This is a genomic window from Streptomyces sp. NPDC029526, from assembly GCF_040637405.1.
Taxonomy (GTDB): domain Bacteria; phylum Actinomycetota; class Actinomycetes; order Streptomycetales; family Streptomycetaceae; genus Streptomyces.
In genome coordinates this window covers 238,140-262,867 of the sequence record NZ_JBEZWE010000004.1, presented here as the reverse complement: position 1 = coordinate 262,867, position 24,728 = coordinate 238,140, and the positions used below count along the sequence as shown (strand labels likewise).

Genomic DNA, 24,728 nt, shown 5'->3' with positions numbered 1-24,728 from the left:
GGGGCCTCCAGCGCCTCCAGCTCCTGCATCTCCAGCTCCACGTTCTCGGCGGTGGCAGCGGCGACCGGCGCGTCGTTCTTGATCTCAGCCATGACAGGTTCCTCTCGTATGGACCGGTGAGCCCTTCTCACCGGAAGCGGATGTTTCACGTGAAACACCCAACGGATCGGACAGTTGGGGACGTACGCGGTGGATCAGGTGAGGGCGATCGAGGTGGCGACGGCCGAGGAGACCGTGGCCCCGATGGAGACACCGGTCCAGAAACCGGGGGCCTCCAGCGCCTCCAGCTCCTGCATCTCCAGCTCCACGTTCTCGGCGGTGGCAGCGGCGACCGGCGCGTCGTTCTTGATCTCAGCCATGACAGATTCCTCTCGTGTGAACCGGTGAGCCCTTCTCACCGGAAGCGGATGTTTCACGTGAAACACCCAACGGATCGGACAGTTGGGGACGTACGCGGTGGATCAGGTGAGGCTGAAGGCGACGGAGACCAGCGAGATGCCGACGCTCACGCCCGCGGAGGTCGCCCAGCCCGGGGCCTCCAGCGCCTCGAGCTCCTGCATCTCCAGCTCGGTGGCCGCGAGGTCCTGCAGCTCGGTCTCGACGATGGTGTTGTCGTTCATGACGTACTCCCTCGGTTCGTTGACGGTCGGGTGAGGTTCTGGCGGTGCACTGCCGTTCCGCAGAGGCGCGGCCGGCGGTGGATCAGGTGAGGCTCCAGGCCACGGAGACCAGCGAGATGCCGACGCTCACGCCCGCGGAGGTCGCCCAGCCCGGGGCCTCCAGCGTCTCCAGCTCCTGCATCTCCAGCTCGGAGACGGCCAGGTCCTGCAGCTCGGTCTCGACGATGGTGTTGTCGTTCATGACGTGCTCCTTCTGTCGGGTCCCGGCGGATCCGGGACGGTTCGGTGGCCCCACGGGCGGTCGGCCGACGGCCGGGCTCCGTGGTGGTCGTGTGAGCCCCGGGCGGCGGGGGATCCGCCCGAGGCCGGCTCGGTGGCCTCGCCGAGGAGCGCGCGCACATCCGCGGCGCTCAACTCGTCGAGGATGGGAAGGCCGGCACCCCAGCCGCGCATGATGCGCGTGGTGGCGTGGGCCAGTTGGTCGGGATCGGCGCACACCGTCCGGTCGACGCGCCAGTCGCTCATCAGCCGCAGCAGCCCGTCGGCGGGGTCGTCGGGCAACGCGGGGGCGGCCGAGCGCAGCACCCGCCACAGCCGGGTGATCCGGGCGGGGCTGCCCAGCCGGGTGTCCCCGTCGAGGGTGTGCCGCCACAGCACCGGCCACAGGGCGGCGACCGTGCGCATCTTGGCGAGGTCCAGGGTGGTGGACAGTTCGTTGGCCATCGCCCAGCACTTCACGGCGTAGGGGCTGCGGCCGATGTTGATCCGTCCGATCTGGCTCTCGCCGCTCGACTCGGCGATCCGCAGGCGCAGTTCCGCCGGCACCGGCAGGTTCCGGTCCCGCAGGGCGGCGACCTCGTAGCCGTCGGCGACGATCCGGCGGGCGAGCGCCTCCACGGCGGCGTCCTGGTCGGGTAGTTCGGTGGCGTCCCCGGTGTACGGGCTGACCGTGCGGAACAGCGCCTCCAGGACGCCGTCGGCGACGAGGGCGGGCGGCAGGGTGTCCGTGGCCTCCGGTGCCCACAGGGCGGCCACGGGCCGCAGGCAGGAGCCGGTGGCGAGGAACTTGCCGCCGTCGCGGGAGAAGCAGGCGACCGTGCCCAGTTCGCTGCCCGTGCCCAGGGTGGTGGGCACCGCCAGCACCCGGACGTGCGGCCCGAGGGCCGGCGGCAGGACCAGGAAGCCGCTGCGCTGCGGGGCGGTGAGGTAACGGTGGAAGTGGGGGTGGCGGGCGGACAGCGCGGCCAGTTTGGCGAAGTCCAGGGTGGTGCCGCCGCCGACGGCGACGACGATCCCGTCGGGGTCGAGCCCGGCGGCCGTCTCCGCGACCGCGTCGAGCCCGGTGTGGCCGTCCAGCACGATCAGATGCGGCGTGCGGCCGGCTGCCCGCACCTGGGCCAGCACCCCGGCGGTGACGGGCTGTTCCGCGACCGCGGGGTCCGCGATGACGGTGACGGCCGGTGCGCCGTCCCGGCGCAGCCAGTCGGCGAGCCGGTCGATGCCGCGCAGCGGCGGTGCCGGCGGGATGAACTCGGGCCGGACGGCCCCCTTACGGACCTTCGCCGGCCGCCGGGTGCCGTGCCGGTCGCCGCCGGAAGCGGCGGTGTCGGTCCTCACAGCAGTAGTCACAGCGGGCTCCTGACCACGTCGTCGCGTGCTCTGTGTCGGGTTCGTCGGATCGGATACGGTGGGGGACCTGCCTCGGCCCAGCTCATTCCTTTGCCGGAAGCGGGGCCGAGGCAGGACCTGCGGCCGGTCTTCGTCCCCCGGGTCGCCGGGGGCGGTTGAGGCCGTGGGATCGCTCGGCTCGTGCGGCGGTCAGGTCGCGACCACGACCGAGACGCTGACGGCGGTCCCGATCGAGACGCCGGTCCAGAAGCCCGGTGACTCCAGGGCCTCGAGTTCCTGCATCTCCAGCTCGGTGACGTCGGTCGGGAAGTCCTCGGTCTGCGGCGTCTGCTCGTTCATGGCGGTCGTTCCTCCGGTTGGGCGGGGCGGGCGGTGTGGGCGTACGGGGTGTCGGGGTCAGCGGCGGCCGGCGGGCCGCGCGGTGGGCAGCAGGGCGTCGAGTCCTGCCTCGACGCAGGTCATGAGTTCGTCGACCTCGGCATCGCTGTACGTCAGGGAGGGCACGAGCTGGATGCCCGCGGGCCCCGGGTGGACGATGGCTCCAGCCCTGCGGACCGCGCCCACCAGGTGGGCGACCCCGGGGGGTGACAGGCGGTGCCCGCCGGGCCCCCCGACCTGCAGGGTGCGGAAGCAGCCCCGTCCGGTCGCACCGGTGACCAGCGGATGCCGCTCGACCAGGTCGTCGAGGGCGGCGTCCAGCCGTGCGGCCACCCGGCGGCCGGCGACGACCGCGTCCAGGCGGTGCATCTCCGCGACGGCCGCACTGATCGCCGCGCAGGGCACGGAACTGCCGCCCTGGGTCTCGGCGTGGGTGAGGATCGCGTCGTGCCCGGTGAAGGCGTCGGCGATCTCGTGCGAGAAGACGACGGCCGAGGCGGGAACGGTGCCGTTGGTCAGGCCCTTGGAGGACAGCAGCACATCGGGCTGGCCCGGCCAGGTCTGCGAGGCGAAGAAGGTGCCGGTGCGCCCGAAGCCGGTGGCGACCTCGTCGGCGACCAGGAGGTACCCGCTCTCGTCGCGCAGCCGCACCAGCTCCGCCAGGTAGTCGTCGGTCAGCGGCACGGTGCCGGTGCCGAGCACCGGTTCCACCACCACGGCCGCGATCTGCCGGCCGCTGCGGGCGATGAGGGTGCGCAGTTCGTCGAGGTCGTTGGGCGTGATGTGCCGGATGAGACGCTGGTCGACGCCGTAGGCGCGCTGCCCCAGGTCCTCGCCGGTGAGGGCGAAGCCGCCGAAGGTCAGTCCGTGGAAGCTGCCCCGCAGGGCGACCACGAGGTTCCGCTCGGGCCGGCCACGCAGCGCGTGGTAGTGGCGCACCAGCTTCATCGCGGCGTCGTTGGCCACGCCGCCGCCGGAGGAGAACAGCACCCGGGCGTAGTGCCCGGTGCCGCACACCGCCAGCAGGTCGTCGGCGGCCTTGCGGGCGTAGGTGTTCTCGAAGCGGAAGGAGTGCAGGTAGGACCCGTTGGCGGCGGCCTCCGCCACGGCGGCGGCGATGGCCTCGTTGCCGTAGCCGAGGTTGACGTTCCACAAGCCGCTGTCGGCGTCGAGGACCTCGCTGCCGTCGGCGAATTTGATGCGGTGCCCGCGGGCGCTCACCGCGCACTGGCTGTCGTTGCCGTGGGTGCTCGGGGCGATCAGGTAGGGCCACAGGGCGTGGGTGCTCATCGGGCGGCCACCGCCTTGAGCAGCGACACCCGGTGCCGGTCGCCGGGCCCGCTGAGCGACCGGCGTCCGGCGACGGTGAGTCCCGCCGCGGCCAGTTCGTCCTCGATGGAGGCGATGCTCATCGTGCCGACCTCGTCCACACACACGGTGACCGGGCCGTCGGCGGGCTCGGCCGGGGCGATGGTGACGTAGCGGTGGTCGGAACCCGCCGGCCAGTACTCGTAGAGGTCGTACGCCGTGCCGCTCGCGCCCTTGACCCGGGCGTGCACCTCGGTCGGCACGTCGTCGTCGGCGCGCTCCATGACCGAGAGCAGGAACTGTCCGCCGGGCGCCAGGTGTGCGGCCACCGACCGGTACAGGCCGGCCCGGCCCGTGGCGTCGAGCAGGGAGAGGGAGGTGGTGCCGAGGACGATGTGGGCGAACTCCCGGCCCAGGTCGAAGTCGGCCATGTCGCCCCGGACCACCGTGCACCGCTCGCGCACCGCCCGGGGGGCGCGGGCCAGGCGGGCCCGCAGCAGTTGGAGCATGTCCTCGGACAGGTCCAGCGCGGTGACCTCGCGTCCGGTGGCCAGCAGCGGGAGGGTGAACCGGCCCGCACCCGCGGCGAGGTCGAGCACCGGGCCGTCACCGGCGGCGCGCACGGCGCCGACGATGTCCCGGATCTCGAAGCCGTCGGCGGCGGCGAGGTCGTCGTAGAGGGGAGCGCCCCGGTCGTCGTAGAGGCCGCAGAGCCGGGCACGGTCGCCGAGTCCGGCGATCCGGGCGCCGCCGAGGCCGGGCGGGCGGGTCAGGGTGAAGGTGGTCATCGGGCACCTGCCGGGGTACGGGTGTCCAGGGCGAGGCCGCGCTCGGCGAAGAACGCGCGGACCTGGTCGAGGACGTGGTCGGGGACGAAGGAGGAGGCGGCGGGGCCGGCGGCGAGCAGGCATTCCACGGCGCCGGCGAAGGCCCGGTCGACGGCGAACACCCGCCCACCGGCCACGACGTACGCCTGGTCGGTGTTCCACAGGACCAGCGGGAGCGCCGGGTCCAGCAGGTCGTCCTCGGCGCCGGAGACGGCGAGGCCCTCGGTGAGCCGGTGGCCGAACCCGGAGACGGTCAGGTGGCCGATGTCCTGGGCGGTCATCGCCCGCAGGGCCTTGACGGCGGTGAGGTAGCGGCCGAGGAAGGGACGCACCTGGAGTGCCGCGGTCCGCGCCTCCTCCGGCACCGCGGCGGCCAGACTCACCGCGCAGGGAGCCTCGCTGGCCGCGTTGGTGTGCTCGTAGCGGGTCAGCAGGGTCGTCAGGTCGTCGCCGACCGTGCCCAGCGGCGAGCCGGTGGGCGACAGGGAGATCCGTCCCCCTGCGTCGACGTACAGCCGCAGGGCGGGTCCGTCGGCGTCCGGCGCCCCGCCGAGGGCGGCGGTGTCGGCGAGCAGGACGGCCGGCGTGATCAGGTACTCGGGGAAGACGCCCTCGGTGAACGCCCGGTCCGCGTCGGCGAGGAAGGCGGAGAAGTCCGCGGGGCCGAAGATGCGCAGCACGGTCGGACCGAGCACCGACATGAAGGCGCTGGAGGCGTAGTCCTGGGTCTGGAGGAAGAAGTCCTCGCCGAGGGCGAAGTCCTCACCGGGCTCGCTCAGGGACCCGCCGTACGGCACCACACCGTCCCGGGGTTCACCGGAGCCCGGCATGAAGACGAGGGTGCCGGGACCGGTCAGTCCACTGGCGCGCACCGCGTCGAGGTGGCGGGCATCGGCCAGGACGACGGTGGCGGGTGCGTCCCCCGGGGCGCCGGCCGGCCGTCGGCCGCCCGAACCCCACGACATGATGTGCTCCTTCGCGCGTCTGCGCGTCTGTGTGTCCATGACTGTCTGGTCCTTCGTTGCCTGGTGGCTGATGGCTGGTGGCAGGGCCGGATGCGGCCGAGGCGGATGCGGCCGGGGCGGGCCCGGCGGCCCCGGACGGGAGGCCCTAGACGGCGCCGCGGAGGATCTCCGTCAGGTCGCCGATCGCCTCCTGGGCGCCGAACATCTTGTGGACGCCGGTGGTGTTGAGGACGATCTCGTCGACACCGGCCTGGCGGTACTCGTCGAGCCGTTTGACGACGGTGTCCGGATCACCGGTCACGACGGCGCCCACGTCGACGGCTCCCCGGGCGACGGCGTGCACGTCCCCGCCCCCGGTGTCGACCCCGGCCCGCCCGAGCATGTCCAGGTAGTGCGGAGCCTGGAAGTGGGCGAAGTTGGAGGCCAGGGCGAGGCGTTCGGGAGCGGTGCCCTCGCGTTCGAGGCCGACGGGCACCATGGCCACGATGCGGGGCCGCTCGGTGCGGCCGGCCCGCGCCATGCCCTCCTCGACCGCGGGCACGATGACCTCGCGCAGGTAGGACGGCGGCGTCAGCCAGGTGATCACCGCGTCGGCGATCTCACCGGCCAGCCGGGCCATGCCCGGCCTCAGGACCCCCAGTCCCACGTCCACGCGGGGCGCGGCGGCCGGCGCCAGCTGCCCCCGGAAGGTGAAGGCGGGTCCGTCCGTCTCCACCACCTCGCCGTCGAGCAGTCCGCGCATGGCCGTCAGGTACTGGCGGGCGACGGCCAGGGGTTTGTCGTACGGCGCCCCGAGCAGGTTCTGCTGGAAGGCCGGCGCGCCGGGCCCGAACCCCGCGATCACCGGGTGGCCGGTGGCCAGGGCGACCGAACGGGCCTGGTTGGCGGCCTCGAAGGGGTGCCGCAGCGGCATCAGCGTGACCCCGAATCCCACCGGGACGCGGAATCCAGCGCCGGCGGCCCCCACGAAGGTCTGGTGCGGCTCGAGGATCATCGACTGCCCCTGCCACAGGCGCACGGCGGGCGTCCAGTTCACCAGGCCCGCGAACGGCAGCGTCTGTTCAAGCCGACGCGGCACGAACGGGATCAGAACCGAATAATCCGTCATGACGACACATATCTCTCTCGTGAGGCACGGGGCGGCCGGCCGTCGCGCGGTGCGCGGGCACGACGGCGGAGCGAACGGGCGGGATGTACGGGCGGAACCGAGTGCGGGCGGAGCCGTGTGGGCCGAGCGGAGTGCGGGCCTCGCAGGGCCTCGCCGGCACAGGGCCGGGGCGGCGTCCGGGCCGGCTGACGGCCGACCGTGTCGGGCGCCGGAGGCGCTGTCGGCACGGCGCCGAGGCCGCATGCGATCACTCAGGACCGCGGTCCGTGAACGCCGGCGCCCGACGGGCGGGGCTCGACGAGCGGAGCACCCGGCCGGTGTGCGGGTCGGTCAGCGACCGGGGTTCGGCGCGACCGGCGGGACACCCCAGTCGTGGTTGTCCGGCGCGGTCGGCTGCGGCACGCCCCAGTCGTGGTTGCCCGGCACGTCCTTGACCGGCGGAACGCCCCAGTCGTGGTTGCCCGGCACGTCCTTGACCGGCGGAACGCCCCAGTCGTGGTTGCCCGGCACGCCCTTGACCGGCGGAACGCCCCAGTCGTGGTTCAGCAGTCCGTCGACCACGGTCCGTGCCAGGTCGGCTGCCACCCCCGCGGCCTCCCCCGGGAGGCCGGCCGAGCCGGCGGCGCCGGCCGGGGCCTGCGCGGTCGCCTGCCCGGAGGCGGGTCCGTTCTCGGCGGCCTGGGCGATGCCCTGGCCCGCCAGCGTCAGCAGTCCCCCGGCCAGCAGGGTGGCGGCGGCACGGGCGCCGACGCGAACAAGACCGTTCCTGGTTCCGGCAACAGAGCGCTTCACGATCTCCCCCAGTATCGAGTGGTTCGTTCCCTTGCGGTGTTTCCTCCTGGCGAGAACAACTCTGCCGTCCGGGCACCCCTCGAACGAGAGGGTTCGCGTGCAACTTGCTGCGTCGTACGCGTGCCGTTTGCTGCACGAACCACTCCCCGGGCCACATCAGCGGCGTTCTACTCATGGCGCCGTCGGCGCTACCCGGGGTATTTCTTGAGGAAAGATCGGCACAGTTCGTGCACACAGGGGGGAATCCGTGGCGCAACCACGTCTGGACTTCTTGGGCGTCGCCAGAGATGAGGAAGCGCTCTACCGCCGGCTCCTGCGCCAGGGCGTCGGTGACGAACCGGACCAGGTCGCCGCCGAGACCCACACGGAGACGGCCGACCGGCTCCTCGCCCTCGGCCTGGCCACCCGCACCCACACCGGCGCCCTGCGCCCCGTGGCCCCGGCCCGGGCCGTGGAGCACCTGATCGACCACCGGCTGGACGCCCTGCAGGCCGAGCTGGAACAGACCGCGCGCGGCAACGGCATCGTGGAGTCCCTCCAGCGGGAACGGGAGACCGCGCCGACGCCGCGCCCGCCGGAGGAGGCCCCGACCGTGCAGCAGATCGAGGGACTCGAAGCCGTCCGGGCCGTCATCGACGAACTCACCTTCTTCGCCCGCACCGAGAGCCTCACCACCAACCCGACGGGCATCATCAGCCCCGAGTCGGCGGACTTCTCCCGCCCCATCGACCTGCGCATCCTGCGCCGGGGCGTGCGCATGCGCACGTTGATGGCCGCACCCGCCCTGGACGACCTCGACACCCTGTCCTATCTGCGCGAACTCGCCGCCAAGGGCGCGGAGATACGCATCTCCCACGCCCCGCTGGAGCGCATGATCATCTGCGACCGCTCGGCGGCCCTCACCCCGCTCGACCCCTCGGACACCGCCAAGGGAGCCCTGCTCACGCGCGAACCGGGCCTGGTGGCCACCCTGGTCACCCTCTTCGACCGGATGTGGGCCATGGCCCAGGAACTCCCCACCCCCGACGACGAACCGCCCACCGAGATCGAGCGCCGGATCCTCAAGACCCTCTACAGCGCCGACAAGGACGAGAGCGGAGCCCGCGACCTGGGCATCTCGGTGCGGACGTACCGCAAGCACGTGGCCAGCCTGATGACCCGCCTGCACGCCACCAACCGCTTCCAGGCCGCCCTGCTGGCACGCGAACGCGGCTGGTTCTGAGGACCACCGGGTACCGGCCCGGCCGGAGGAGGACCCACCCCAGCCCCGGATCGCCACGGCGGGGTGCCCGCCACGGGCACCGCGACGACAGCACCCGGGGCCGCGGCCGGCCCCGCCCCGGCCGGTCCCTCGCCGGGGTGCTCGTCCCCGCCGTCCCATCGGCCACACCGGTCGCTCAGGCACCACCGAACAGCGACACAGCGGCACAGCGGCACAGCCGATCGGTGCAGCCGTTCAACAGAAACCGCTCCAGCACAGCCGCGGTCAGCGGAGTCGATCGGCGCGACCGGACGTCGAGCGCACCGAGCACCACGGCCGGAGGGCACGTCCCGGCGTCGAACCGGGGCACGTCCCGGCGTCAGACCGGCTCAGCCGGGTACCTCCCGGCCTCAGACCGGCCCCGTCCGGTGTACGTCCCGGCGTCAGACCCGCCCCATCGCCCGCTCCACGCTGATCTCGATGGCGATGCGCTCCGGGTTGGGGGCAGGCATGCGGTCGTACCGCTCGGCGTAGCGCGCGACCGCGTCGGCGACCAGCTCCGGCTCGGTGCGCACCCGGGCCACACCTTCCAGCGTCGACCAGCGCCCGGCGTCCACCTGGCACACCGCGACCCGGGCCCCACCGGGCCCGGCCGCTCCGACATGGGCCGCCTTCCTGCTCGTGCGCCGGGTGATGATCCGGGCGAGCCGGTGCTCCGGGTCGTACGTCACCCCGACGGGGACGACGTGAGGGCTGCCGTCGGGCCGGATGGTGGTGAGGGTGGGGAAGTGCCGCTCCTGCCAGAACGCGAGGAACTCCGGGCCGGGATCACTCAGGTCGATAGCCATTCCGGGAGGCTAGCCGGTCCCGGACCGGCCGCCCCGACGACGGCCCGCCGCCCTCGGCAGTGCGCGGCCCGCACGGAGCGAGACCCCCGCGGGGCGCATCCGCCCTGCCAGCGGCGCCCGTCCACCCGTGACATTGCTCACGTGGACCGCCCGGCCCCGGACCTCTCCCGTACCGTCCCGGCAACGCGAAACGGGCCCCGGCCGGGACTTCCGTCTCCGGCCGAGACCCGTCTCAACGGTTTCTCGTGGTGCGCGAGGGGGGAGTTGAACCCCCACGCCCTTGCGGGCACTGGAACCTGAATCCAGCGCGTCTGCCTATTCCGCCACCCGCGCATTGGGTGTTGCCTTCCGGCTCTCCGCCCTCCCGTAGGGGGTGCGGCGCCTTCCGACACGAGAACATTAGCACGCTGGCCGGGGTGGATTCACATCCCTTTTCGCTGCCCCGGCGCCGGTCCCCGCTGAGCAGCACCACCGCGTCCGGTGAGCGGCACCACCACGTCCGGGACCCCTCACCGGCACTCCGGAGGGCACCCGTCCGGTCCGGGACGCCCGCCGACCGCCGGGCGTCCCCGCACACCGGCCGCGTGCCCGAGGACCGGCGGCTGTTTCACGTATCAACCTCGTACCGGTCCTCCTCGTCTGCCCAGGAGCCGGGCGGAGTCCACAGCCCGGTGCGGGACACTGGTCTTCGGCCCCCTCTACGATCCATGGCAGAAACGGCGCGCACGAGGGCGACGGCAGGGCTGGAGGAGTTCGAAGGGGTGTCCCGGAGGGAACGTCGTCAGGCGTCGACACCCGTCGACGGGGGGTACCAGGGGGAACCAGCCGATCGGGCGGCGCGTGGATACGATCAGTAAGCAGTACCGGGTAAGCAGTGCACGGCACGGTGCACGGGGCAGTACACAGGACGGCAGCGACGGAGGAGGTGCCCCATGGGAGTCCTGAAGAAGTTCGAGCAGCGTCTCGAAGGTCTGGTCAACGGCACCTTCGCCAAGGTGTTCAAGTCCGAGGTGCAGCCCGTGGAGATCGCGGGAGCGCTCCAGCGGGAGTGCGACAACAACGCCACCATCTGGAACCGCGACCGCACCGTCGTGCCCAACGACTTCATCGTCGAGCTGAGCACCCCGGACTTCGAGCGGCTCAGCCCGTACTCGGGCCAGCTCGGCGACGAGTTGGCCGGCATGGTGCGCGACTACGCCAAGCAGCAGCGCTACACCTTCATGGGCCCGATCAAGGTGCACCTGGAGAAGGCCGACGACCTCGACACCGGCCTCTACCGGGTGCGCAGCCGCACCCTCGCCTCCTCCGCCAGCCAGGCCCCCGGCGCCCCTGGCGCCCCCGGCGCCGGGCCGGCCCCGGCCGGACGCCCCGGCGGCTACGGCTACCCGCCGGCCGCGGGCGCCCCGCCCATGCCCGCCGCTCCGCCACCCGGCGGACCGGGCGGCGGCTACGGCTACCCGCAGCCCGCGGGCGGCCAGCGGCCCCCCGCCGCACCCGCGTCCGCCGGACGCACCCGCCACTGGATCGAGATCAACGGCACCCGCCACCAGATCTCCCGCGCCACCCTCGTCCTGGGCCGCAGCACCGAGGCCGACGTGCGGATCGACGACCCCGGCGTCTCCCGCCGGCACTGCGAGATCCGGACCGGAACGCCCTCGACGATCCAGGATCTCGGCTCCACCAACGGCATCGTGGTGGACGGGCAGCACACCACCCGCGCTACGCTCCGCGACGGCTCGCGGATCGTCGTGGGCAGCACCACCGTTATCTATAGGCAAGCCGAAGGGTGAAGCGGGGGCAATGTCAGAGCTGACCCTCACGGTCATGCGGCTGGGGTTCCTGGCCGTACTGTGGCTGTTCGTGATCGTGGCCGTGCAGGTCATCCGGAGCGACCTGTTCGGTACGCGGGTCACCCAGCGCGGGGCGCGGCGGGAGGCCGGGCGCGCGCAGCAGGCCGGCCGGCAGGCGCCGCCGCAACAGCGCCAGCAGTCCGGCGGCGGCCGGCGGGGAGGCGGCCGGAACGCCCCCACCAAGCTGGTGGTGACCGAGGGCACCCTCACCGGCACCACCGTCGCGCTGCAGGGCCAGACCATCACCCTGGGCCGCGCGCACGACAGCACCATCGTGCTGGACGACGACTACGCCTCCAGCCGTCATGCCAGGATCTACCCGGACCGCGACGGCCAGTGGATCGTCGAGGACCTCGGCTCCACGAACGGCACCTACCTGGACCGGAACCGGCTGACGACTCCCACGCCGATTTCGCTGGGTGCGCCGATCCGCATCGGCAAGACCGTCATCGAGCTGCGGAAGTAGTGCTACACCAATGAATGAGCGCGAGCGGAGCGAGCACGCATCGTCGGCCCCCACCCAGGGCCGCGGCGCGCTCCCGACCGGAGGGTGGGCAGTGTGGCTCGACACGACCGGCTGTACCCGGAGCCGACTGGCGAGGTGCGCATGAGCCTTTCCCTGCGCTTCGCCGCCGGATCGCACAAGGGGATGATCCGGGAGGGCAACGAGGACTCCGGTTACGCCGGTCCGCGCCTGCTCGCCATCGCCGACGGCATGGGCGGCGCCGCGGCCGGCGAGGTCGCCTCCTCCGAGGCGATCTCCACCATCGTCGCGCTCGACGACGACGTCCCCGGCTCCGACCTGCTCACCTCGCTCGGCACGGCCGTGCAGCGGGCCAACGACCAGCTGCGCATGATGGTCGAGGAGGACCCGCAGCTCGAGGGAATGGGCACCACCCTGACCGCCCTGCTGTGGACCGGCCAGCGGCTCGGCATGGTGCACGTCGGCGACTCCCGCGCGTACCTGCTGCGCGACGGTGTCCTCACCCAGATCACCCAGGACCACACGTGGGTGCAGCGGCTGGTCGACGAGGGCCGGATCACCGAGGAGGAGGCGACCACCCACCCGCAGCGGTCCCTGCTGATGCGGGCCCTGGGCAGCGGCGAGCACGTCGAACCCGACCTGTCGATCCGCGAGGTGCGGGCCGGCGACCGGTACCTGATCTGCTCCGACGGCCTGTCCGGCGTGGTCTCCCACCAGACCCTCGAGGACGCCCTGGCCAGCTACCAGGGCCCCGAGGAGACCGTCCAGAACCTGATCGAACTGGCGCTGCGCGGCGGCGGCCCGGACAACATCACGGTGATCGTCGCCGACGTCCTCGACCTCGACACCGGGGACACCCTGGCCGGGCAGCTGTCCGACACCCCCGTCGTGGTCGGTGCCGTCGCCGAGAACCAGAGCCAGCTGCACGACAACGGCATCATGCAGACCCCGGCCGGCCGCGCCTCCGGGCTGGGCCGCCGGCGCTCCCAGGGCGGCGGCGAGTTCGGCCCGCCCGGCAGCGGCGACGTGACCGGCTTCATCCCCACCGACGGCTTCGGCTACGGCGACGACGACTTCACCAAGCCGCGCAAGGGCCGCAAGTGGCTCAAGCGGTCCTTCTTCGGCCTGCTCGCCCTCGCCGTCGTCGGCGGCGGCCTGTACGGCGGCTGGCGCTGGACGCAGACGCAGTACTACGTCGGCACCAACGAGGACCACGTGGCGCTGTACCGGGGCATCAGCCAGGACCTGGCGTGGGTGTCGCTCTCGAAGGTCCAGCAGGACCACCCCGAGATCGAACTCAAGTACCTGCCGCCCTACCAGCAGAAGCTGGTCGAGGGCACGATTCCCGAGAACGACCTGGCGGACGCCCGGGCGAAGATCGAGGAGCTGTCGGTGCAGGCCTCCGCCTGCAGGAAGGCGGCCGAGCGGCGCGCCGCCGAGAGCGAGAAGAACGCGAAGACCGGCGAGGGCGAGGCCGGAGGCACCACGGGAACCACTCCCGCCTCCTTCCCGTCCAAGGTCACGCCGACGCCCGACCCCTCGGGGTCGACGAAGGCACCGGAGAAGTCCACGCCCCCGTCCACGACCGCACCTACTCCCAGCCCCGGCCCCAGCCTCTCGGAGGAAGAGCAGAAGGTCGTCTCGCTGTGCGGTAAGCAGTAGGCAAGCCGTGAGAGGCCCTGTCACACGATGAGCAGTACTACCAACCCGTCGGCGCAGCACACGTCCACGATCGGCGCGATCGGCGCCCCGAGCCGGCGCAACACCGAGCTGGCCCTGCTGGTGTTCGCCGTCGTCATCCCGGTCTTCGCCTACGCCAACGTGGGCCTGGCCATCGACGGCTCCGTGCCCTCCGGGCTGCTCGCCTACGGGCTGGGGCTCGGGCTGCTGGCGGGCGTCGGCCACCTCGTGGTGCGCAAGTTCGCCGCGTACGCCGACCCCCTGCTGCTGCCGCTGGCGACCCTGCTGAACGGCCTGGGCCTGGTCGCCATCTGGCGGCTGGACCAGTCGGAGCGGCTGCAGCAGCTGGCCGAACGGGCCTACGGGGCGTTCAGCCCGTCCGCCCCGAACCAGCTGCTGTACTCGGCCATCGGCGTCGCCCTGTTCGTGGCTGTGCTCATCTTCCTCAAGGACCACCGCATCCTGCAGCGGTACACCTACATCTCCATGGTGGCCGCCCTGATCCTGCTGCTGCTGCCGCTGGTGCCGGGCCTCGGCGCCGACGTGTTCGGCGCCAAGATCTGGATCCGGGTCGCCGGATTCTCCATCCAGCCAGGCGAGTTCGCCAAGATCGTCATCGCGATCTTCTTCTCCGGCTACCTCATGGTGAAGCGGGACGCCCTGGCCCTCGCCAGCCGCCGGTTCATGGGCCTGTACCTGCCGCGCGGCCGCGACCTCGGTCCGATCATCACCATCTGGGCGGTCAGCCTCCTCGTCCTCATCTTCGAGAACGACCTCGGCACCTCGCTGCTGTTCTTCGGGCTGTTCATCGTCATGCTGTACGTCGCCACCGAGCGGACCAGCTGGATCGTCATCGGTCTGCTGATGTCCGCCGCGGGCGCCGTGGGCGTGGCCTCCTTCGCCGGTCACGTCCAGCAGCGTGTGGACGCCTGGCTGGACCCGTTCGGCTGCTACGCGACCTCCGGCGCCTGCGAGCAGATCGGCCAGTCGATCATGTCGTTCGGGTCGGGCGGTGTCATGGGCACCGGCCTCGGCCAGGGCAACTCCGACCTGATCGGCTTCGCCGCCAACTCCGACTTCATCTTCGCCACCTTCGGCGAGGAGCTGGGCCTGGCCGGCGTCATGGCGATGCTGCTGCTGTACGCGCTGATCATCGAGCGCGGCGTGCGGACCTCGCTGGCCGCGCGCGACCCGTTCGGCAAGCTGTTCGCGATCGGCCTGTCCGGTGCCTTCGCCCTCCAGGTCTTCGTGGTCGCCGGCGGTGTGATGGGGCTCATCCCGCTGACCGGTATGACCATGCCGTTCCTCGCCTACGGCGGTTCCTCCGTCATCGCCAACTGGGCGCTGATCGGCATCCTGCTGCGCATCAGTGACACCGCCCGACGCCCGGCGCCCGCGCCCGCCACCAACCCAGACGCCGAGATGACCCAGGTGGTCCGACCGTGAACAAGCCCCTGCGCCGGATCGCGATCTTCTGTGGGCTCCTCATGCTCGCCCTGATGATCCGTGACAACTGGCTCCAGTACGTGCAGGCCGACGCCCTGCAGAAGAACGAGAAGAACCGCCGCATCGCCATCGAGCGGTACGCGCAGCCGCGCGGCGACATCATCGTCGACGGCAAGCCGATCACCGGCTCGAAGCGGACCTCGGGCAGCGACTTCGAGTACAAGCGCACCTACAAGAACGGCCCGATGTGGGCGCCGGTCACCGGCTACGCCTCGCAGGCCTTCGGCGCGACCCAGCTGGAGAGCATCGAGGACGGCATCCTCACCGGCAACGCCGACCAGCTGTTCTTCCGCAACACCCTCGACATGCTGACCGGCAAGAAGAAGCAGGGCGGCAACGTCGTCACCACGCTCAGCTCCGCCGCGCAGAAGGCCGCCTACGAGGGGCTGAAGCGGCAGGGCGGCAAGGGCGCCGTCGCCGCCATCGAACCGTCCACCGGCAAGATCCTCGCCCTCGCCTCCTACCCGTCGTACGACCCGTCGTCCTTCGCCGGCAACTCCACCACGACGGACACCGAGGCCTGGCAGAAGCTGCAGAAGAAGAACAACCCCGACGATCCGATGCTCAACCGGGCCCTGCGCGAGGTCTACCCGCCCGGATCGACCTTCAAGGTCGTCACCGCCGCCGCCGCCCTGGAGCACAACCTCTACAAGGACGCCGACGAGAAGACGGACACGCCCCTGCCGTGGGTCATGACTGGCACCCGCACCGAGCTGAAGAACGACGGCAACCTGCCCTGCAAGGACGCCAGCCTGCGTGAGGCCCTCCGGGTCTCCTGCAACACGGTCTTCGGCAAGATCGGCGCCGACCTCGGCAACGACAAGATGCTGGAGACGGCCGAGAAGTTCGGCTTCAACGAGGAGCAGTTCACCCCGGTCCGCGCCAACGCCTCCGTCTTCTCCGACGACATGGAGCCCTCGCAGGTCGCGCTGTCCTCCATCGGCCAGTTCAACACCGCGACCACCCCGCTGCAGATGGCCATGGTCACCGCGGCCATCGCCAACAACGGCTCGATGATGCAGCCCTACATGGTCGACGCGCTGCAGGCGCCGAGCCTGGACACGGTCGAGAAGACCAAGCCGGAGGAACTGAGCCGGCCGATGTCGGCGAAGAACGCGCAGATCCTCCAGTCGATGATGGAGACGGTCGTCGAGAACGGCACCGGCGGCAACGCCCGCATCCCGAACGTCACCGTCGGCGGCAAGACCGGCACCGCCCAGCACGGTGTCGCCAACAGCAAGAACCCCTACGCGTGGTTCATCTCCTACGCCAAGACCGGTGACGGCGGCTCCCCGGTCGCGGTGGCCGTCGTCATCGAGGACGACAACGCCGTGCGCGGCGACATCTCCGGTGGCGGACTCGCTGCCCCGATCGCCAAGGACGTGATGGAGGCGGTCATCAAGGGCAAGCAGTGACACCGGTCACGTCCGCTTCACATCGGTGCACGTTGCGGTACCGGTCCTGTATCGGCTGACGCACTTGGCCGGGTCACACAAAACGAGCCGGGTACGGTAGGCCCGGAACGCAGCCTCCGGCGGCACCCACGTGCCGGTCGGGACCCACGGAGAGGGCTGGTAGGTAGCTATGGAAGAGCCGCGTCGCCTCGGCGGCCGGTACGAACTGGGCCAGGTGCTCGGCCGCGGTGGCATGGCGGAGGTCTACCTCGCGCATGACACCCGCCTCGGCCGCACCGTGGCGGTGAAGACGCTGCGCGCGGACCTCGCGCGCGACCCGTCCTTCCAGGCCCGGTTCCGCCGGGAGGCCCAGTCGGCCGCCTCGCTCAACCATCCCGCGATCGTCGCGGTCTACGACACGGGTGAGGACTACATCGACGGGGTCTCCATCCCGTACATCGTGATGGAGTACGTCGACGGTTCCACCCTGCGTGAGCTCCTCCACAGTGGCCGCAAGCTGCTGCCGGAGCGGACGCTGGAGATGACGATCGGCATCCTCCAGGCCCTGGAGTACTCGCACCGCGCGGGCATCGTGCACCGCGACATCAAGCCGGCCAACGTCATGCTGACGCGGAACGGCCAGGTCAAGGTCATGGACTTCGGCATCGCCCGCGCCATGGGCGACTCCGGCATGACGATGACCCAGACCTCCGCCGTGATCGGCACCGCCCAGTACCTCTCCCCGGAACAGGCCAAAGGCGAACAGGTCGACGCCCGCTCCGACCTCTACTCCACCGGCTGCCTGCTGTACGAGCTGCTGACCGTCCGCCCGCCGTTCGTGGGCGACTCCCCGGTCGCGGTGGCCTACCAGCACGTGCGCGAGGAACCGCAGGCGCCCAGCGTCTTCGACCCCGAGATCACGCCCGAAATGGACGCCATCGTCCTGAAGGCCCTGGTCAAGGACCCGGACTACCGTTACCAGTCGGCCGACGAGATGCGCGCCGACATCGAGGCCTGCCTGGACGGCCAGCCGGTCGCGGCCGCCGCGGCCCTCGGCTCCGCGGGTTACGGCGGCTACCCGGACGACCAGCCGACAACGGCCCTGCGCCAGGACGCCGGCAGCGCTGCGGCCACCTCGATGCTGCCGCCCATGAACCAGGACGACGGCGGCTACGGCTACGACGACCGCCAGGGGCGCCGCCGCCAGCCGAAGAAGACCAACACCTCGACGATCCTGCTGGTCGCGGCGGGCGTCCTGGTCCTGATCGGCGCCATCCTGATCGGCCGCCTGGCCTTCGGCGGCGACGGCGGGGTGGGCAACGACAACATCGAGGTCCCGAACTTCATAGGCGAGACGAAGAAGAACGCGGAGCGGCTGGCCGAGAACGGCGAGCTGAAACTCAGCTTCACGTCGAAGCCCTGCGAGAGCGAGAGCAAGGGAAACATCTGCGACCAGACCCCGAAGCCGGGCACCAAGGTCGAGAAGGACTCCACCGTCGATCTGGTGGTGTCGACCGGCGCGCCGAAGGTGGCGGTGCCGAGCGTGATCGGCCTGAGCCTGGAGGACGCCACCTCCAAGCTGGAGGCCGACGACTACCAGTTCAAGATCGAGACCAAGTCGCGGGTGTCCTCGGAGGAGCCGAACAGCGTCCTCGAGCAGGATCCGACCTCCGGCAAGGAGGTGGAGAAGGGCTCGACGATCACCCTGGTGGTCGCCAAGGAGCAGGAGAAGTCGACCGTTCCGGACGTCCTCGGCAAGTCGTGTGACGAGGCGAAGACCCAGATGTCGGCCAATGACCTGGTGGGCAACTGCACCGAGCAGGAGACCGACGACCCGAACCAGGTGGGCAAGGTCATCTCGACCACGCCGGGTCCCAATTCCTCCGCCGACAAGGGCTCCCAGGTCTCCATCGTCATCGGCAAGGCGAAGCAGGGGGAGGACAAGTTCGCCATGCCGCGCGTCACGCAGATGACGGTCGGCCAGGCCAAGCAGGTCCTCGCCCAGGCCGGCCTCCAGCTGGAGCGGGTCCAGGGCACGGACGACGACAACGCCGTGGTCGTCGGGAGCAACCCGCAGGAGGGCCAGGAGGTCAAGCGAGGCGACAAGGTCGTGCTGATCGCCATCGGCGGCCAGCAGGGCGGGAACAACGGCGGCAACAACGGAGGCATCTTCGGCGGCCTCACGGGCGGTTCCCGGGACGACTGAGTCCGCGCCGCCACGGCACCGAACGGTGTGACGGAGCCCCGGCTTCCTCCTCAGGAAGGGGCCGGGGCTCCGTCATGGGCGGGTGTTCCCGCGGCGCGGGGTGCGTCGTGACGGGGTGGTCGTGGCGCGGGGGTGGTCGTGGCGGCGGGCGCGGGACCGGGGCAGGGGCCGGGGCTCCCGGGCAGCAGGCGGCGGGCGGCGGGCGGCAGGGCCGGGGGACGACGAGGGCCGCGGAGGGGGCGGCGGCAGGGCGGCTCCGTGCGCCTGCGGGGGACCACACTGCGGGACTGCGGGGTCCACTGCGCGGTGGCCGCCAGGTGGGCGGCGGGAGTGCGTGACGGTGCCCGGCGGAGGGGACGCGTCACGGTGTCCGGTGGGAGGAACGCGTCGCGGTGTCCGGCCCGGCGGAGGATCGGCCACGGTGCCCGACGGGCGGGAGAGGACGCGTCACGGTGTCCGGCGAGAGGGGCGGCCACGGTGTCCGGGCCCCGGCGCCCTAGCAGCATCCGGCCGGGGTCCGGGTGAGGGCACCGGCGCTCCTGACCGGCCCGGGCCGGTGCGTCGTCAGCGCAGTTCCGCCGGCGGGGTGCGCCGGTCGTCGACCTTCTCCGTGCGGACCAGTTCGCCCCACACCACGTAGCGGTACTTGCTCGTGTACACGGGCGTGCAGGTCGTCAGGGTGATGTAGTGGCCGGGCTTCTTGGCGCCGGACTCCTTCGGGACCGGGGCGAGGACCTCGACGTTGTACTTCGAGGTCTCGGGCAGCACCGCATAGGTCTTGTAGACGTACCAGGTGTCCTTCGTCTCGAAGACGATCGCGTCACCCTTGCCGATCCGGTGGATCCCGTGGAACTTCGCCCCGTGACCGTCGCGGTGCGCGGCGAGCGAGAAGTTGCCCTTCTTGCCGGACGTCGGCAGGGTCGCCTTGACCGGATCGGTGTAGTAGCCGGCCACGCCGTCGTTGAGGACCTTCATCGACGTGCCCTTCTCGACGAGGATCTCGTCGTCGCTCATCGCGGGCACGTGCAGGAAGCCGATGCCGGCCTTGCTGTCGAAGGAGACCGGGCCGCCGGCACCCTCCCCGGCCTCCCGGGCCCAGGTGTCGCGCACCTTGTCGGCCTGCGCGCCCGCTGCCCGGTCGGCGACGACGTTCGTCCACCACAGCGAGTAGACGACGAACAGGCCGAGCACCAGTCCGGTGGTGATGAGGAGTTCCCCGAAGATGCTGACCGCCGTCGCGAAGGGGCCCATGCGGCGGCGTGCCGGGCGCCGCCGAGACCGGGACACGGCGGCGGTCTGCTGTTCGGTGTCGTCGGTGGTCGCTGCCACGTTTCCTCTGCCCCTAGTTGACGAGCGCATCCGGCTTGCCCTTGCTGCGCGGCCGTTCCTCGGCCATCTTGCCCCAGACGATCATGCGGTACTTGCTGGTGAACTCGGGCGTGCAGGTGGTCAGCGTGATGTAACGGCCGGGTTCGGTGAAGCCGGAGCCCTTCGGGACGGGTTCCAGGACACTGATGTTGCTCGGTGAGGTCACCGGCAGGATCGACTTCATCTCGTAGACGAAGTACGTGTCCTGCGTCTCCACGACGATGGGGTCGCCGGACTCCAGCCGGTTGATGTACCGGAAGGGCTCCCCGTGGGTGTTCCGGTGCCCGGCGAGCCCGAAGTTGCCGGTCTTGTCCTCGGGCATCGCCGTCTTCAGCGCACCCTCGGCGTAGTGGCCGACCATGCCCCGGTCCAGCACCTTCTTGCTGTTGATGCCCTCGGCGATGGGGACGACCACGTCCAGCTTCGGCATGTGCAGCAACGCGAAGCCCTGCCCCGGCTCGAAGGCCCCCGGGCTCCGTTTGCCGTTCGCCCAGTCGCTCTGGAGGTCGCTGACCTCCTTGCCCGCCTGGGCCTGCGCCTGCACGTTCGTCCACCACAGCTGGTAGGTGACGAACAGCAGCATGAGCACGCCGAAGGTGATGAACACCTCGCCGATCGCCCGGCTCGCGACCACCGCCGGGCCGGGCCTGTTCGCCTTCGCCCGCCGACGCGCCTCGACGCGCGACAGGGGCGCCTGCCGCCCCCCTGAGCCCCGGGAGTCCTCGGCCGGCGTCTCGCCGTCTCCGGGCGGCCCCCCGCGGCGCCCCTGTCCCCGCTTGGCGGCCTTCCTGCGGGCCGCACGGCCGCCGCCCTCCTCACCCCCGGGCTCCGCGGGCTCCGCGGCCTTCGAGGCTTCCTCGCGCACGCGGGGCGCCGGCGGGTCGAGGACGCGCAGGGCGACCGTCTCGTCGTCGGCCGGCGGCAGGTAGGCCGTCTCCGCGGCGGGCCCGTCGGCCGGCGCACCACCGTGGGCGGTACGGCCGCGGGACGCCTCCGCGTACGCGGGGGCACCGGCCGGAGCGCCGGTGAACGCCGCTCTCCCGTAGGCCGTCGCCCCGTTGTGAGAAGCCCCGTTGTAGGAAGCTCCGTTGTAGGAAGCTCCGTCGGAGGAGGGGCCGTCGTGGGAAAGACCGTCGTAGGCGGCACTGCCGTAGGAGGCCGCGTCGTAGGCCGCCCTGTCCTGGTGTGCCGCGTCATGAGGTGCTCCGCCGTACGGCGTAGCGCCCGGGGAAGGGGAAGGGGCGTAGGCCGCCGTCGCGTCGGGCGGGGCCTGGCCGTACGCGCCGTGACCGAGCGCGCCCGCGCCCTGGGGTGCACCGCCGGGAGCCTGCTGCCCCTGGTACGCGTCCCCGTACGCGTCCCCGCCGCCGTACATGTCCCGGTAGGCGCCCCCGCTGTAGGCGTCCCCGGGTTGGGGAGCGGAAGCGTTGTAAGGGGGAGTGGAGCCGTTGTGCTGGGCGGCGGGCCCGGTGTAGGTGCCCTCGCCGTAGGACGTGCCGCCGTGGACGTTCCGCGGGACGTCTCCGTACCAGCCGCCGTCCCCGACCACGCCGTGTGCCCCGTACGGCTCCTGCCCGTACGGGGACCCCTGCCCGCCGCCGGAGCCGTAGGAGGAGCCGTCGGTGAACGACTCCCCGTACTCGGCACCGGATTCGCGCTCGGGGCGCAGCGCGGTCACGCCGTGGACCTGCCCACGACGGGGGCGAGCCCCGCCGACCTCGCCACCGCGTCCCGGTCACCGCATTCCGACAGCCAGTTGGCGAGCATCCGGTGGCCGTGCTCGGTGAGCACCGACTCGGGGTGGAACTGCACGCCCTCGACCGGAAGTTCACGGTGGCGCAGGCCCATCACGATGCCGTCGGGTGTCCTGGCCGTCACCTCCAGCTCCGCCGGTACCGTGGTCGGCTCCGCGGCCAGGGAGTGGTACCGGGTCGCCGTGAACGGGGAGGGCAGTCCCGCGAAGACGCCCTTCCCCTCGTGCGTGACGGGCGAGGTCTTGCCGTGCAGCAACTCGGGGGCTCGGTTCACGACACCCCCGTAGGCCACCTGCATCGACTGCATGCCGAGGCAGACGCCGAACACCGGCACGCCGGTCGCGGCGCAGTGGCGCACCATCTCGACGCAGACACCGGCCCGCTCAGGGGTGCCGGGGCCGGGCGAGAGCAACACGCCGTCGAACCCTCCCGCACTCTCGGCTCCGCTCGAGCGGGAGGTGCCCCCACGCACGTCCGCGGTCGACACCTCGTCGTTGCGCAGGACCTCGCACTCGGCGCCCAGTTGGTACAGGTACTGGACCAGGTTGAAGACGAAGCTGTCGTAGTTGTCGACGACGAGAATGCGCGCGCTCACTGGTTGTCCACCGTCACATCGTTGAAGGGCAGCAGCGGCTCGGCCCAGGGGAAGACGTACTCGAAGAGGACGTAGACCACGGCGATGATCAGCAGGAGCGAGATGAGTGCGCGCACCCACCCGTTCCCCGGCAGATGCCGCCAGATCCAGCTGTACATGCCGTCCCTTCCGTCGTACCACGGCACCAAGCTCACGCCGTACGCCACCAGACTAACGGCGCGACCCCTCCGGTTTCCCGGCCTCCGGAAGGGGAGCGGCGTCCAACTGCGCCCGGCGGCCGGGGAGTGAGCCGTGCCCCCGTCCCCGGTGCACGTCGTCGGTGTCGGCCGGCGGCCCGGCTGCTGTTACCCGGACATACGTGATGCGGGGGCGATTGCCTCGATTCCCGGAGCCGGTTTTCGCGGGAGTCCGTGAGGAGAAGGTGCGCTGCGCGGCGGGTCGGGCGGCGTCCGCCTCATGCCTCCTGGGCCTCTCCGACCGGCCCGCCGGCGGCCGTGCTCACGACCAGGTACTCGACCAGTACCTCGACCGCGGACTGTTTCACGTGAAACCACGGCACGCGGAGAGGGGCGAGCCGGGCGACACGACACCCGCCACTAAGGGGTCACGCGCCCCGCACGCCAACGTCCCTGCCGGTCACGCGCACCGCACGCAACGTCCCCGACGGTCACGCGCACCGGCGGTGACCCGCTGCCCGGGTCGCCACGGGGAGGTCACAGGGCACGCGACGCTCACTCCACGGGCTTCGCGTAGTGCAGGTCCACCGTGCCCGAGTAGCCGGGGAGGGTCACCGTGCCCTTGTCCTCGACCTTCCAGCCGAGCCCGTAGACGTTGACGTACACCATGTAGTTCTGGATCGCCGGGGAGGCGGTGAGGGCGTCCCGGAGCTTCCCCGGGTCACCGACCGCGGTGATCGTGTACGGGGGTGAGTAGACCCGGCCCTGCAGGATCAGGGTGTTGCCCACGCAACGGACGGCGCTGGTGGAGATCAACCGCTGGTCCATGACCTGGATGCCCTCGGCGCCGCCCTGCCACATCGCGTTCACCACGGCCTGGAGGTCCTGCTGGTGGATGACCAGGTAGTCGGGCTGCGGCTCCGGGTAGCCGGGGAGCTTGGCGGTGGCGTCCGGCGGGGCGTCGTTGAGCGTGACGGTGATCGCCTCGCCCTTCAGCTTCTGCGTGCCTGCCCGCTTCTCCAGGGCGGTGAGGCGGTCGTCATCGGCCTTGGTGCTGCCGTCGTCCCGCTCAGCGAGGGCCTCCACGTCCTTGCGCAGGGCGGCGTTGGAATCGTCCAGCTGCCCGTTCCGGAGGCTGCGCTCGTGCACGAGGTCGGAGAGCTTCAGCAGGGAGGCGTCGGTGCGTATGTTGGTGCCCTTGGCCGTGTTGAAGCTGGTGAAGAAGATGAGCCCGGCGAGGGCGAAGACACCCGCGGTGAGCACCCGCACGGGCCGGAAGCGTCGTCGGCGGACAGGACTGGATTCCGAACCCGGGGAGTAGGCAGAATTGCTCAACGTACCCTTATCTCCTTCGGCGCCGCGGAAGCACTACGCTAACGGACGCCCGGGGGAGCCCTCAGAGTCCCCTTGTACGCTGCTTTGAGCCCGACCCAGTTCCCTGCGCGGCCACGCAGCGCATCGACAGGAGAGACCCTCGTGCCGAAGTCACGTATCCGCAAGAAGGCCGACTACACGCCGCCGCCCGCGAAGCAGACGACCGCGCTGAAGATGAACAGCCGCGGTTGGGTCGCGCCCGTGATGCTGAGCCTGTTCGCCATCGGTCTGGCCTGGATCGTCGTCTTCTACGTCACGGACAGCAGGCTTCCGATCGAGTCCCTGGGCAACTTCAACATCGTCGTGGGCTTCGGCTTCATCGCCGCCGGATTCGGCGTCTCGACCCAGTGGAAGTAGCACGCGCCGCCACGTGAGGGGAGGCCTGCCCGGACCGCTCTGCAGCTCTGGGCAGGGCTATCCACTGAGTTATCCACAGGCCTTTCCACAGCGTGGGGAAAAGAACGACGATCTGTGGATAACCCATCGGACGTTGACGCCGGTGTGACAGAACCACCGGCAATCGAAAACCTGTTCACCCTGGCGCTGACCTGCGGAAACTCTGTCCGGTGACAGAAAGCACAGATGTTCCCGCACACTGTGCACAAGATCCGCCACCCACTGTGGACAACGTCGGACAAGTCGCGTTCCCAGTGGTACCGCCGGCT

General features: G+C 71.3%; 24 protein-coding genes and 1 tRNA gene. 8 read left to right on the top strand and 17 right to left on the bottom strand.

Going from position 1 to position 24,728, the window contains the following annotated elements; genetic code table 11:
• Window positions 1–194: 194 nt before the first annotated feature.
• The 10 genes from AB0F01_RS14065 to AB0F01_RS14020 form a co-directional block, all read right to left on the bottom strand.
• On the bottom strand, window positions 195–359 hold the full coding sequence (locus AB0F01_RS14065) for a daptide-type RiPP (RefSeq protein ID WP_203591786.1): 165 nt from the start codon (window positions 357–359) through the stop codon (window positions 195–197).
• A gap of 102 nt (window positions 360–461) precedes the next feature.
• A complete protein-coding gene (locus AB0F01_RS14060; protein WP_362094114.1) occupies window positions 462–620 on the bottom strand; it encodes a daptide-type RiPP in 159 nt (52 codons plus the stop codon).
• An 82-nt stretch (window positions 621–702) separates the two neighbouring features.
• Entirely contained in the window at window positions 703–861 is a 159-nt protein-coding gene (locus AB0F01_RS14055) for a daptide-type RiPP (protein WP_362094112.1), read from the bottom strand.
• A complete protein-coding gene (gene mpaC / locus AB0F01_RS14050; protein WP_362094109.1) occupies window positions 858–2,249 on the bottom strand; it encodes a daptide-type RiPP biosynthesis dehydogenase in 1,392 nt (463 codons plus the stop codon). Before mpaC ends, AB0F01_RS14055 begins: the two co-directional genes overlap by 4 nt.
• Before the next feature lie 189 nt (window positions 2,250–2,438).
• Window positions 2,439–2,588, bottom strand: a complete 150-nt coding sequence (locus AB0F01_RS14045; RefSeq protein ID WP_362094106.1) for a daptide-type RiPP — start codon at window positions 2,586–2,588, stop codon at window positions 2,439–2,441.
• A 57-nt stretch (window positions 2,589–2,645) separates the two neighbouring features.
• On the bottom strand, window positions 2,646–3,917 hold the full coding sequence (gene mpaD / locus AB0F01_RS14040) for a daptide-type RiPP biosynthesis aminotransferase (protein ID WP_362094103.1): 1,272 nt from the start codon (window positions 3,915–3,917) through the stop codon (window positions 2,646–2,648).
• Window positions 3,914–4,723, bottom strand: coding sequence for a daptide-type RiPP biosynthesis methyltransferase (mpaM, locus tag AB0F01_RS14035; protein WP_362094101.1), 810 nt, complete (start codon window positions 4,721–4,723; stop codon window positions 3,914–3,916). Before mpaM ends, mpaD begins: the two co-directional genes overlap by 4 nt.
• Window positions 4,720–5,766, bottom strand: coding sequence for a daptide biosynthesis RiPP recognition protein (gene mpaB / locus AB0F01_RS14030; protein ID WP_362094099.1), 1,047 nt, complete (start codon window positions 5,764–5,766; stop codon window positions 4,720–4,722). Before mpaB ends, mpaM begins: the two co-directional genes overlap by 4 nt.
• A gap of 106 nt (window positions 5,767–5,872) precedes the next feature.
• Window positions 5,873–6,835, bottom strand: coding sequence for an LLM class flavin-dependent oxidoreductase (locus AB0F01_RS14025; protein ID WP_362094096.1), 963 nt, complete (start codon window positions 6,833–6,835; stop codon window positions 5,873–5,875).
• A gap of 330 nt (window positions 6,836–7,165) precedes the next feature.
• Window positions 7,166–7,627: a hypothetical protein gene (locus tag AB0F01_RS14020; RefSeq protein ID WP_362094093.1), complete on the bottom strand. Its 462-nt coding sequence runs from the start codon at window positions 7,625–7,627 to the stop codon at window positions 7,166–7,168.
• A 247-nt stretch (window positions 7,628–7,874) separates the two neighbouring features.
• Between AB0F01_RS14020 and AB0F01_RS14015 the strand changes: the two genes are divergently transcribed.
• Window positions 7,875–8,849: a helix-turn-helix transcriptional regulator gene (locus tag AB0F01_RS14015; protein WP_362094090.1), complete on the top strand. Its 975-nt coding sequence runs from the start codon at window positions 7,875–7,877 to the stop codon at window positions 8,847–8,849.
• Window positions 8,850–9,271: 422 nt separating this feature from the next.
• On the opposite strand, the gene AB0F01_RS14010 is transcribed toward AB0F01_RS14015, so the two are convergent.
• Window positions 9,272–9,676 carry a TIGR03618 family F420-dependent PPOX class oxidoreductase gene (locus AB0F01_RS14010; RefSeq protein WP_362094087.1) on the bottom strand — a complete coding sequence of 135 codons (405 nt, stop codon included), beginning with the start codon at window positions 9,674–9,676 and terminating at the stop codon, window positions 9,272–9,274.
• A gap of 246 nt (window positions 9,677–9,922) precedes the next feature.
• A tRNA-Leu gene (locus AB0F01_RS14005) sits at window positions 9,923–10,009 on the bottom strand.
• Window positions 10,010–10,608: 599 nt separating this feature from the next.
• On the opposite strand from AB0F01_RS14005, the gene AB0F01_RS14000 reads away from it, so the two are divergent.
• The 6 genes from AB0F01_RS14000 to pknB all read left to right on the top strand — a co-directional run bounded on the left by AB0F01_RS14000 (window position 10,609) and on the right by pknB (window position 18,796).
• Window positions 10,609–11,466 (top strand): DUF3662 and FHA domain-containing protein, encoded by an 858-nt coding sequence (locus tag AB0F01_RS14000; protein WP_362094084.1) that lies wholly within the window; start codon window positions 10,609–10,611, stop codon window positions 11,464–11,466.
• Window positions 11,467–11,476: 10 nt separating this feature from the next.
• Window positions 11,477–11,992 (top strand): FHA domain-containing protein, encoded by a 516-nt coding sequence (locus AB0F01_RS13995; RefSeq protein ID WP_192233207.1) that lies wholly within the window; start codon window positions 11,477–11,479, stop codon window positions 11,990–11,992.
• Window positions 11,993–12,133: 141 nt separating this feature from the next.
• Window positions 12,134–13,672 carry a Stp1/IreP family PP2C-type Ser/Thr phosphatase gene (locus AB0F01_RS13990; RefSeq protein ID WP_362094081.1) on the top strand — a complete coding sequence of 513 codons (1,539 nt, stop codon included), beginning with the start codon at window positions 12,134–12,136 and terminating at the stop codon, window positions 13,670–13,672.
• Between the two features lie 27 nt (window positions 13,673–13,699).
• Entirely contained in the window at window positions 13,700–15,136 is a 1,437-nt protein-coding gene (locus AB0F01_RS13985) for an FtsW/RodA/SpoVE family cell cycle protein (RefSeq protein WP_362094078.1), read from the top strand.
• Window positions 15,133–16,611, top strand: coding sequence for a penicillin-binding protein 2 (locus tag AB0F01_RS13980; protein WP_362094076.1), 1,479 nt, complete (start codon window positions 15,133–15,135; stop codon window positions 16,609–16,611). Before AB0F01_RS13985 ends, AB0F01_RS13980 begins: the two co-directional genes overlap by 4 nt.
• A gap of 169 nt (window positions 16,612–16,780) precedes the next feature.
• Complete coding sequence (gene pknB / locus AB0F01_RS13975; RefSeq protein ID WP_362094073.1) at window positions 16,781–18,796, top strand: Stk1 family PASTA domain-containing Ser/Thr kinase; 2,016 nt, start codon at window positions 16,781–16,783, stop codon at window positions 18,794–18,796.
• A 564-nt stretch (window positions 18,797–19,360) separates the two neighbouring features.
• Here pknB and AB0F01_RS13970 read toward each other — a convergent pair.
• The 5 genes from AB0F01_RS13970 to AB0F01_RS13950 form a co-directional block, all read right to left on the bottom strand.
• Window positions 19,361–20,125, bottom strand: a complete 765-nt coding sequence (locus AB0F01_RS13970) for a class E sortase (RefSeq protein WP_362094072.1) — start codon at window positions 20,123–20,125, stop codon at window positions 19,361–19,363.
• Between the two features lie 13 nt (window positions 20,126–20,138).
• On the bottom strand, window positions 20,139–21,842 hold the full coding sequence (locus AB0F01_RS13965; RefSeq protein WP_362094069.1) for a class E sortase: 1,704 nt from the start codon (window positions 21,840–21,842) through the stop codon (window positions 20,139–20,141).
• A complete protein-coding gene (locus AB0F01_RS13960; RefSeq protein WP_362094067.1) occupies window positions 21,839–22,513 on the bottom strand; it encodes an aminodeoxychorismate/anthranilate synthase component II in 675 nt (224 codons plus the stop codon). The genes AB0F01_RS13965 and AB0F01_RS13960 overlap by 4 nt, the downstream gene beginning before the upstream one ends.
• Entirely contained in the window at window positions 22,510–22,707 is a 198-nt protein-coding gene (locus AB0F01_RS13955) for a hypothetical protein (RefSeq protein WP_362094065.1), read from the bottom strand. Before AB0F01_RS13955 ends, AB0F01_RS13960 begins: the two co-directional genes overlap by 4 nt.
• Before the next feature lie 537 nt (window positions 22,708–23,244).
• Complete coding sequence (locus AB0F01_RS13950; RefSeq protein ID WP_362094062.1) at window positions 23,245–24,024, bottom strand: DUF881 domain-containing protein; 780 nt, start codon at window positions 24,022–24,024, stop codon at window positions 23,245–23,247.
• A gap of 141 nt (window positions 24,025–24,165) precedes the next feature.
• Between AB0F01_RS13950 and crgA the strand changes: the two genes are divergently transcribed.
• A complete protein-coding gene (gene crgA / locus AB0F01_RS13945; RefSeq protein ID WP_362094059.1) occupies window positions 24,166–24,420 on the top strand; it encodes a cell division protein CrgA in 255 nt (84 codons plus the stop codon).
• Window positions 24,421–24,728: the final 308 nt, after the last annotated feature.

What these genes read in the sequence shown, in the direction of transcription:
- AB0F01_RS14000 (WP_362094084.1), top strand. Translation starts at nt 10,609, where the DNA reads ATGGGAGTCCTGAAGAAGTTCGAGCAGCGTCTCGAAGGTCTGGTCAAC.
- AB0F01_RS14025 (WP_362094096.1), bottom strand. Translation starts at nt 6,835, where the DNA reads ATGACGGATTATTCGGTTCTGATCCCGTTCGTGCCGCGTCGGCTTGAA.
- mpaB (WP_362094099.1), bottom strand. Translation starts at nt 5,766, where the DNA reads ATGGACACACAGACGCGCAGACGCGCGAAGGAGCACATCATGTCGTGG.
- AB0F01_RS14060 (WP_362094114.1), bottom strand. Translation starts at nt 620, where the DNA reads ATGAACGACAACACCATCGTCGAGACCGAGCTGCAGGACCTCGCGGCC.
- AB0F01_RS14065 (WP_203591786.1), bottom strand. Translation starts at nt 359, where the DNA reads ATGGCTGAGATCAAGAACGACGCGCCGGTCGCCGCTGCCACCGCCGAG.
- AB0F01_RS13985 (WP_362094078.1), top strand. Translation starts at nt 13,700, where the DNA reads ATGAGCAGTACTACCAACCCGTCGGCGCAGCACACGTCCACGATCGGC.
- mpaM (WP_362094101.1), bottom strand. Translation starts at nt 4,723, where the DNA reads ATGACCACCTTCACCCTGACCCGCCCGCCCGGCCTCGGCGGCGCCCGG.
- AB0F01_RS14010 (WP_362094087.1), bottom strand. Translation starts at nt 9,676, where the DNA reads ATGGCTATCGACCTGAGTGATCCCGGCCCGGAGTTCCTCGCGTTCTGG.
- pknB (WP_362094073.1), top strand. Translation starts at nt 16,781, where the DNA reads ATGGAAGAGCCGCGTCGCCTCGGCGGCCGGTACGAACTGGGCCAGGTG.
- AB0F01_RS13990 (WP_362094081.1), top strand. Translation starts at nt 12,134, where the DNA reads ATGAGCCTTTCCCTGCGCTTCGCCGCCGGATCGCACAAGGGGATGATC.
- AB0F01_RS13995 (WP_192233207.1), top strand. Translation starts at nt 11,477, where the DNA reads ATGTCAGAGCTGACCCTCACGGTCATGCGGCTGGGGTTCCTGGCCGTA.
- AB0F01_RS14055 (WP_362094112.1), bottom strand. Translation starts at nt 861, where the DNA reads ATGAACGACAACACCATCGTCGAGACCGAGCTGCAGGACCTGGCCGTC.
- mpaD (WP_362094103.1), bottom strand. Translation starts at nt 3,917, where the DNA reads ATGAGCACCCACGCCCTGTGGCCCTACCTGATCGCCCCGAGCACCCAC.
- AB0F01_RS14045 (WP_362094106.1), bottom strand. Translation starts at nt 2,588, where the DNA reads ATGAACGAGCAGACGCCGCAGACCGAGGACTTCCCGACCGACGTCACC.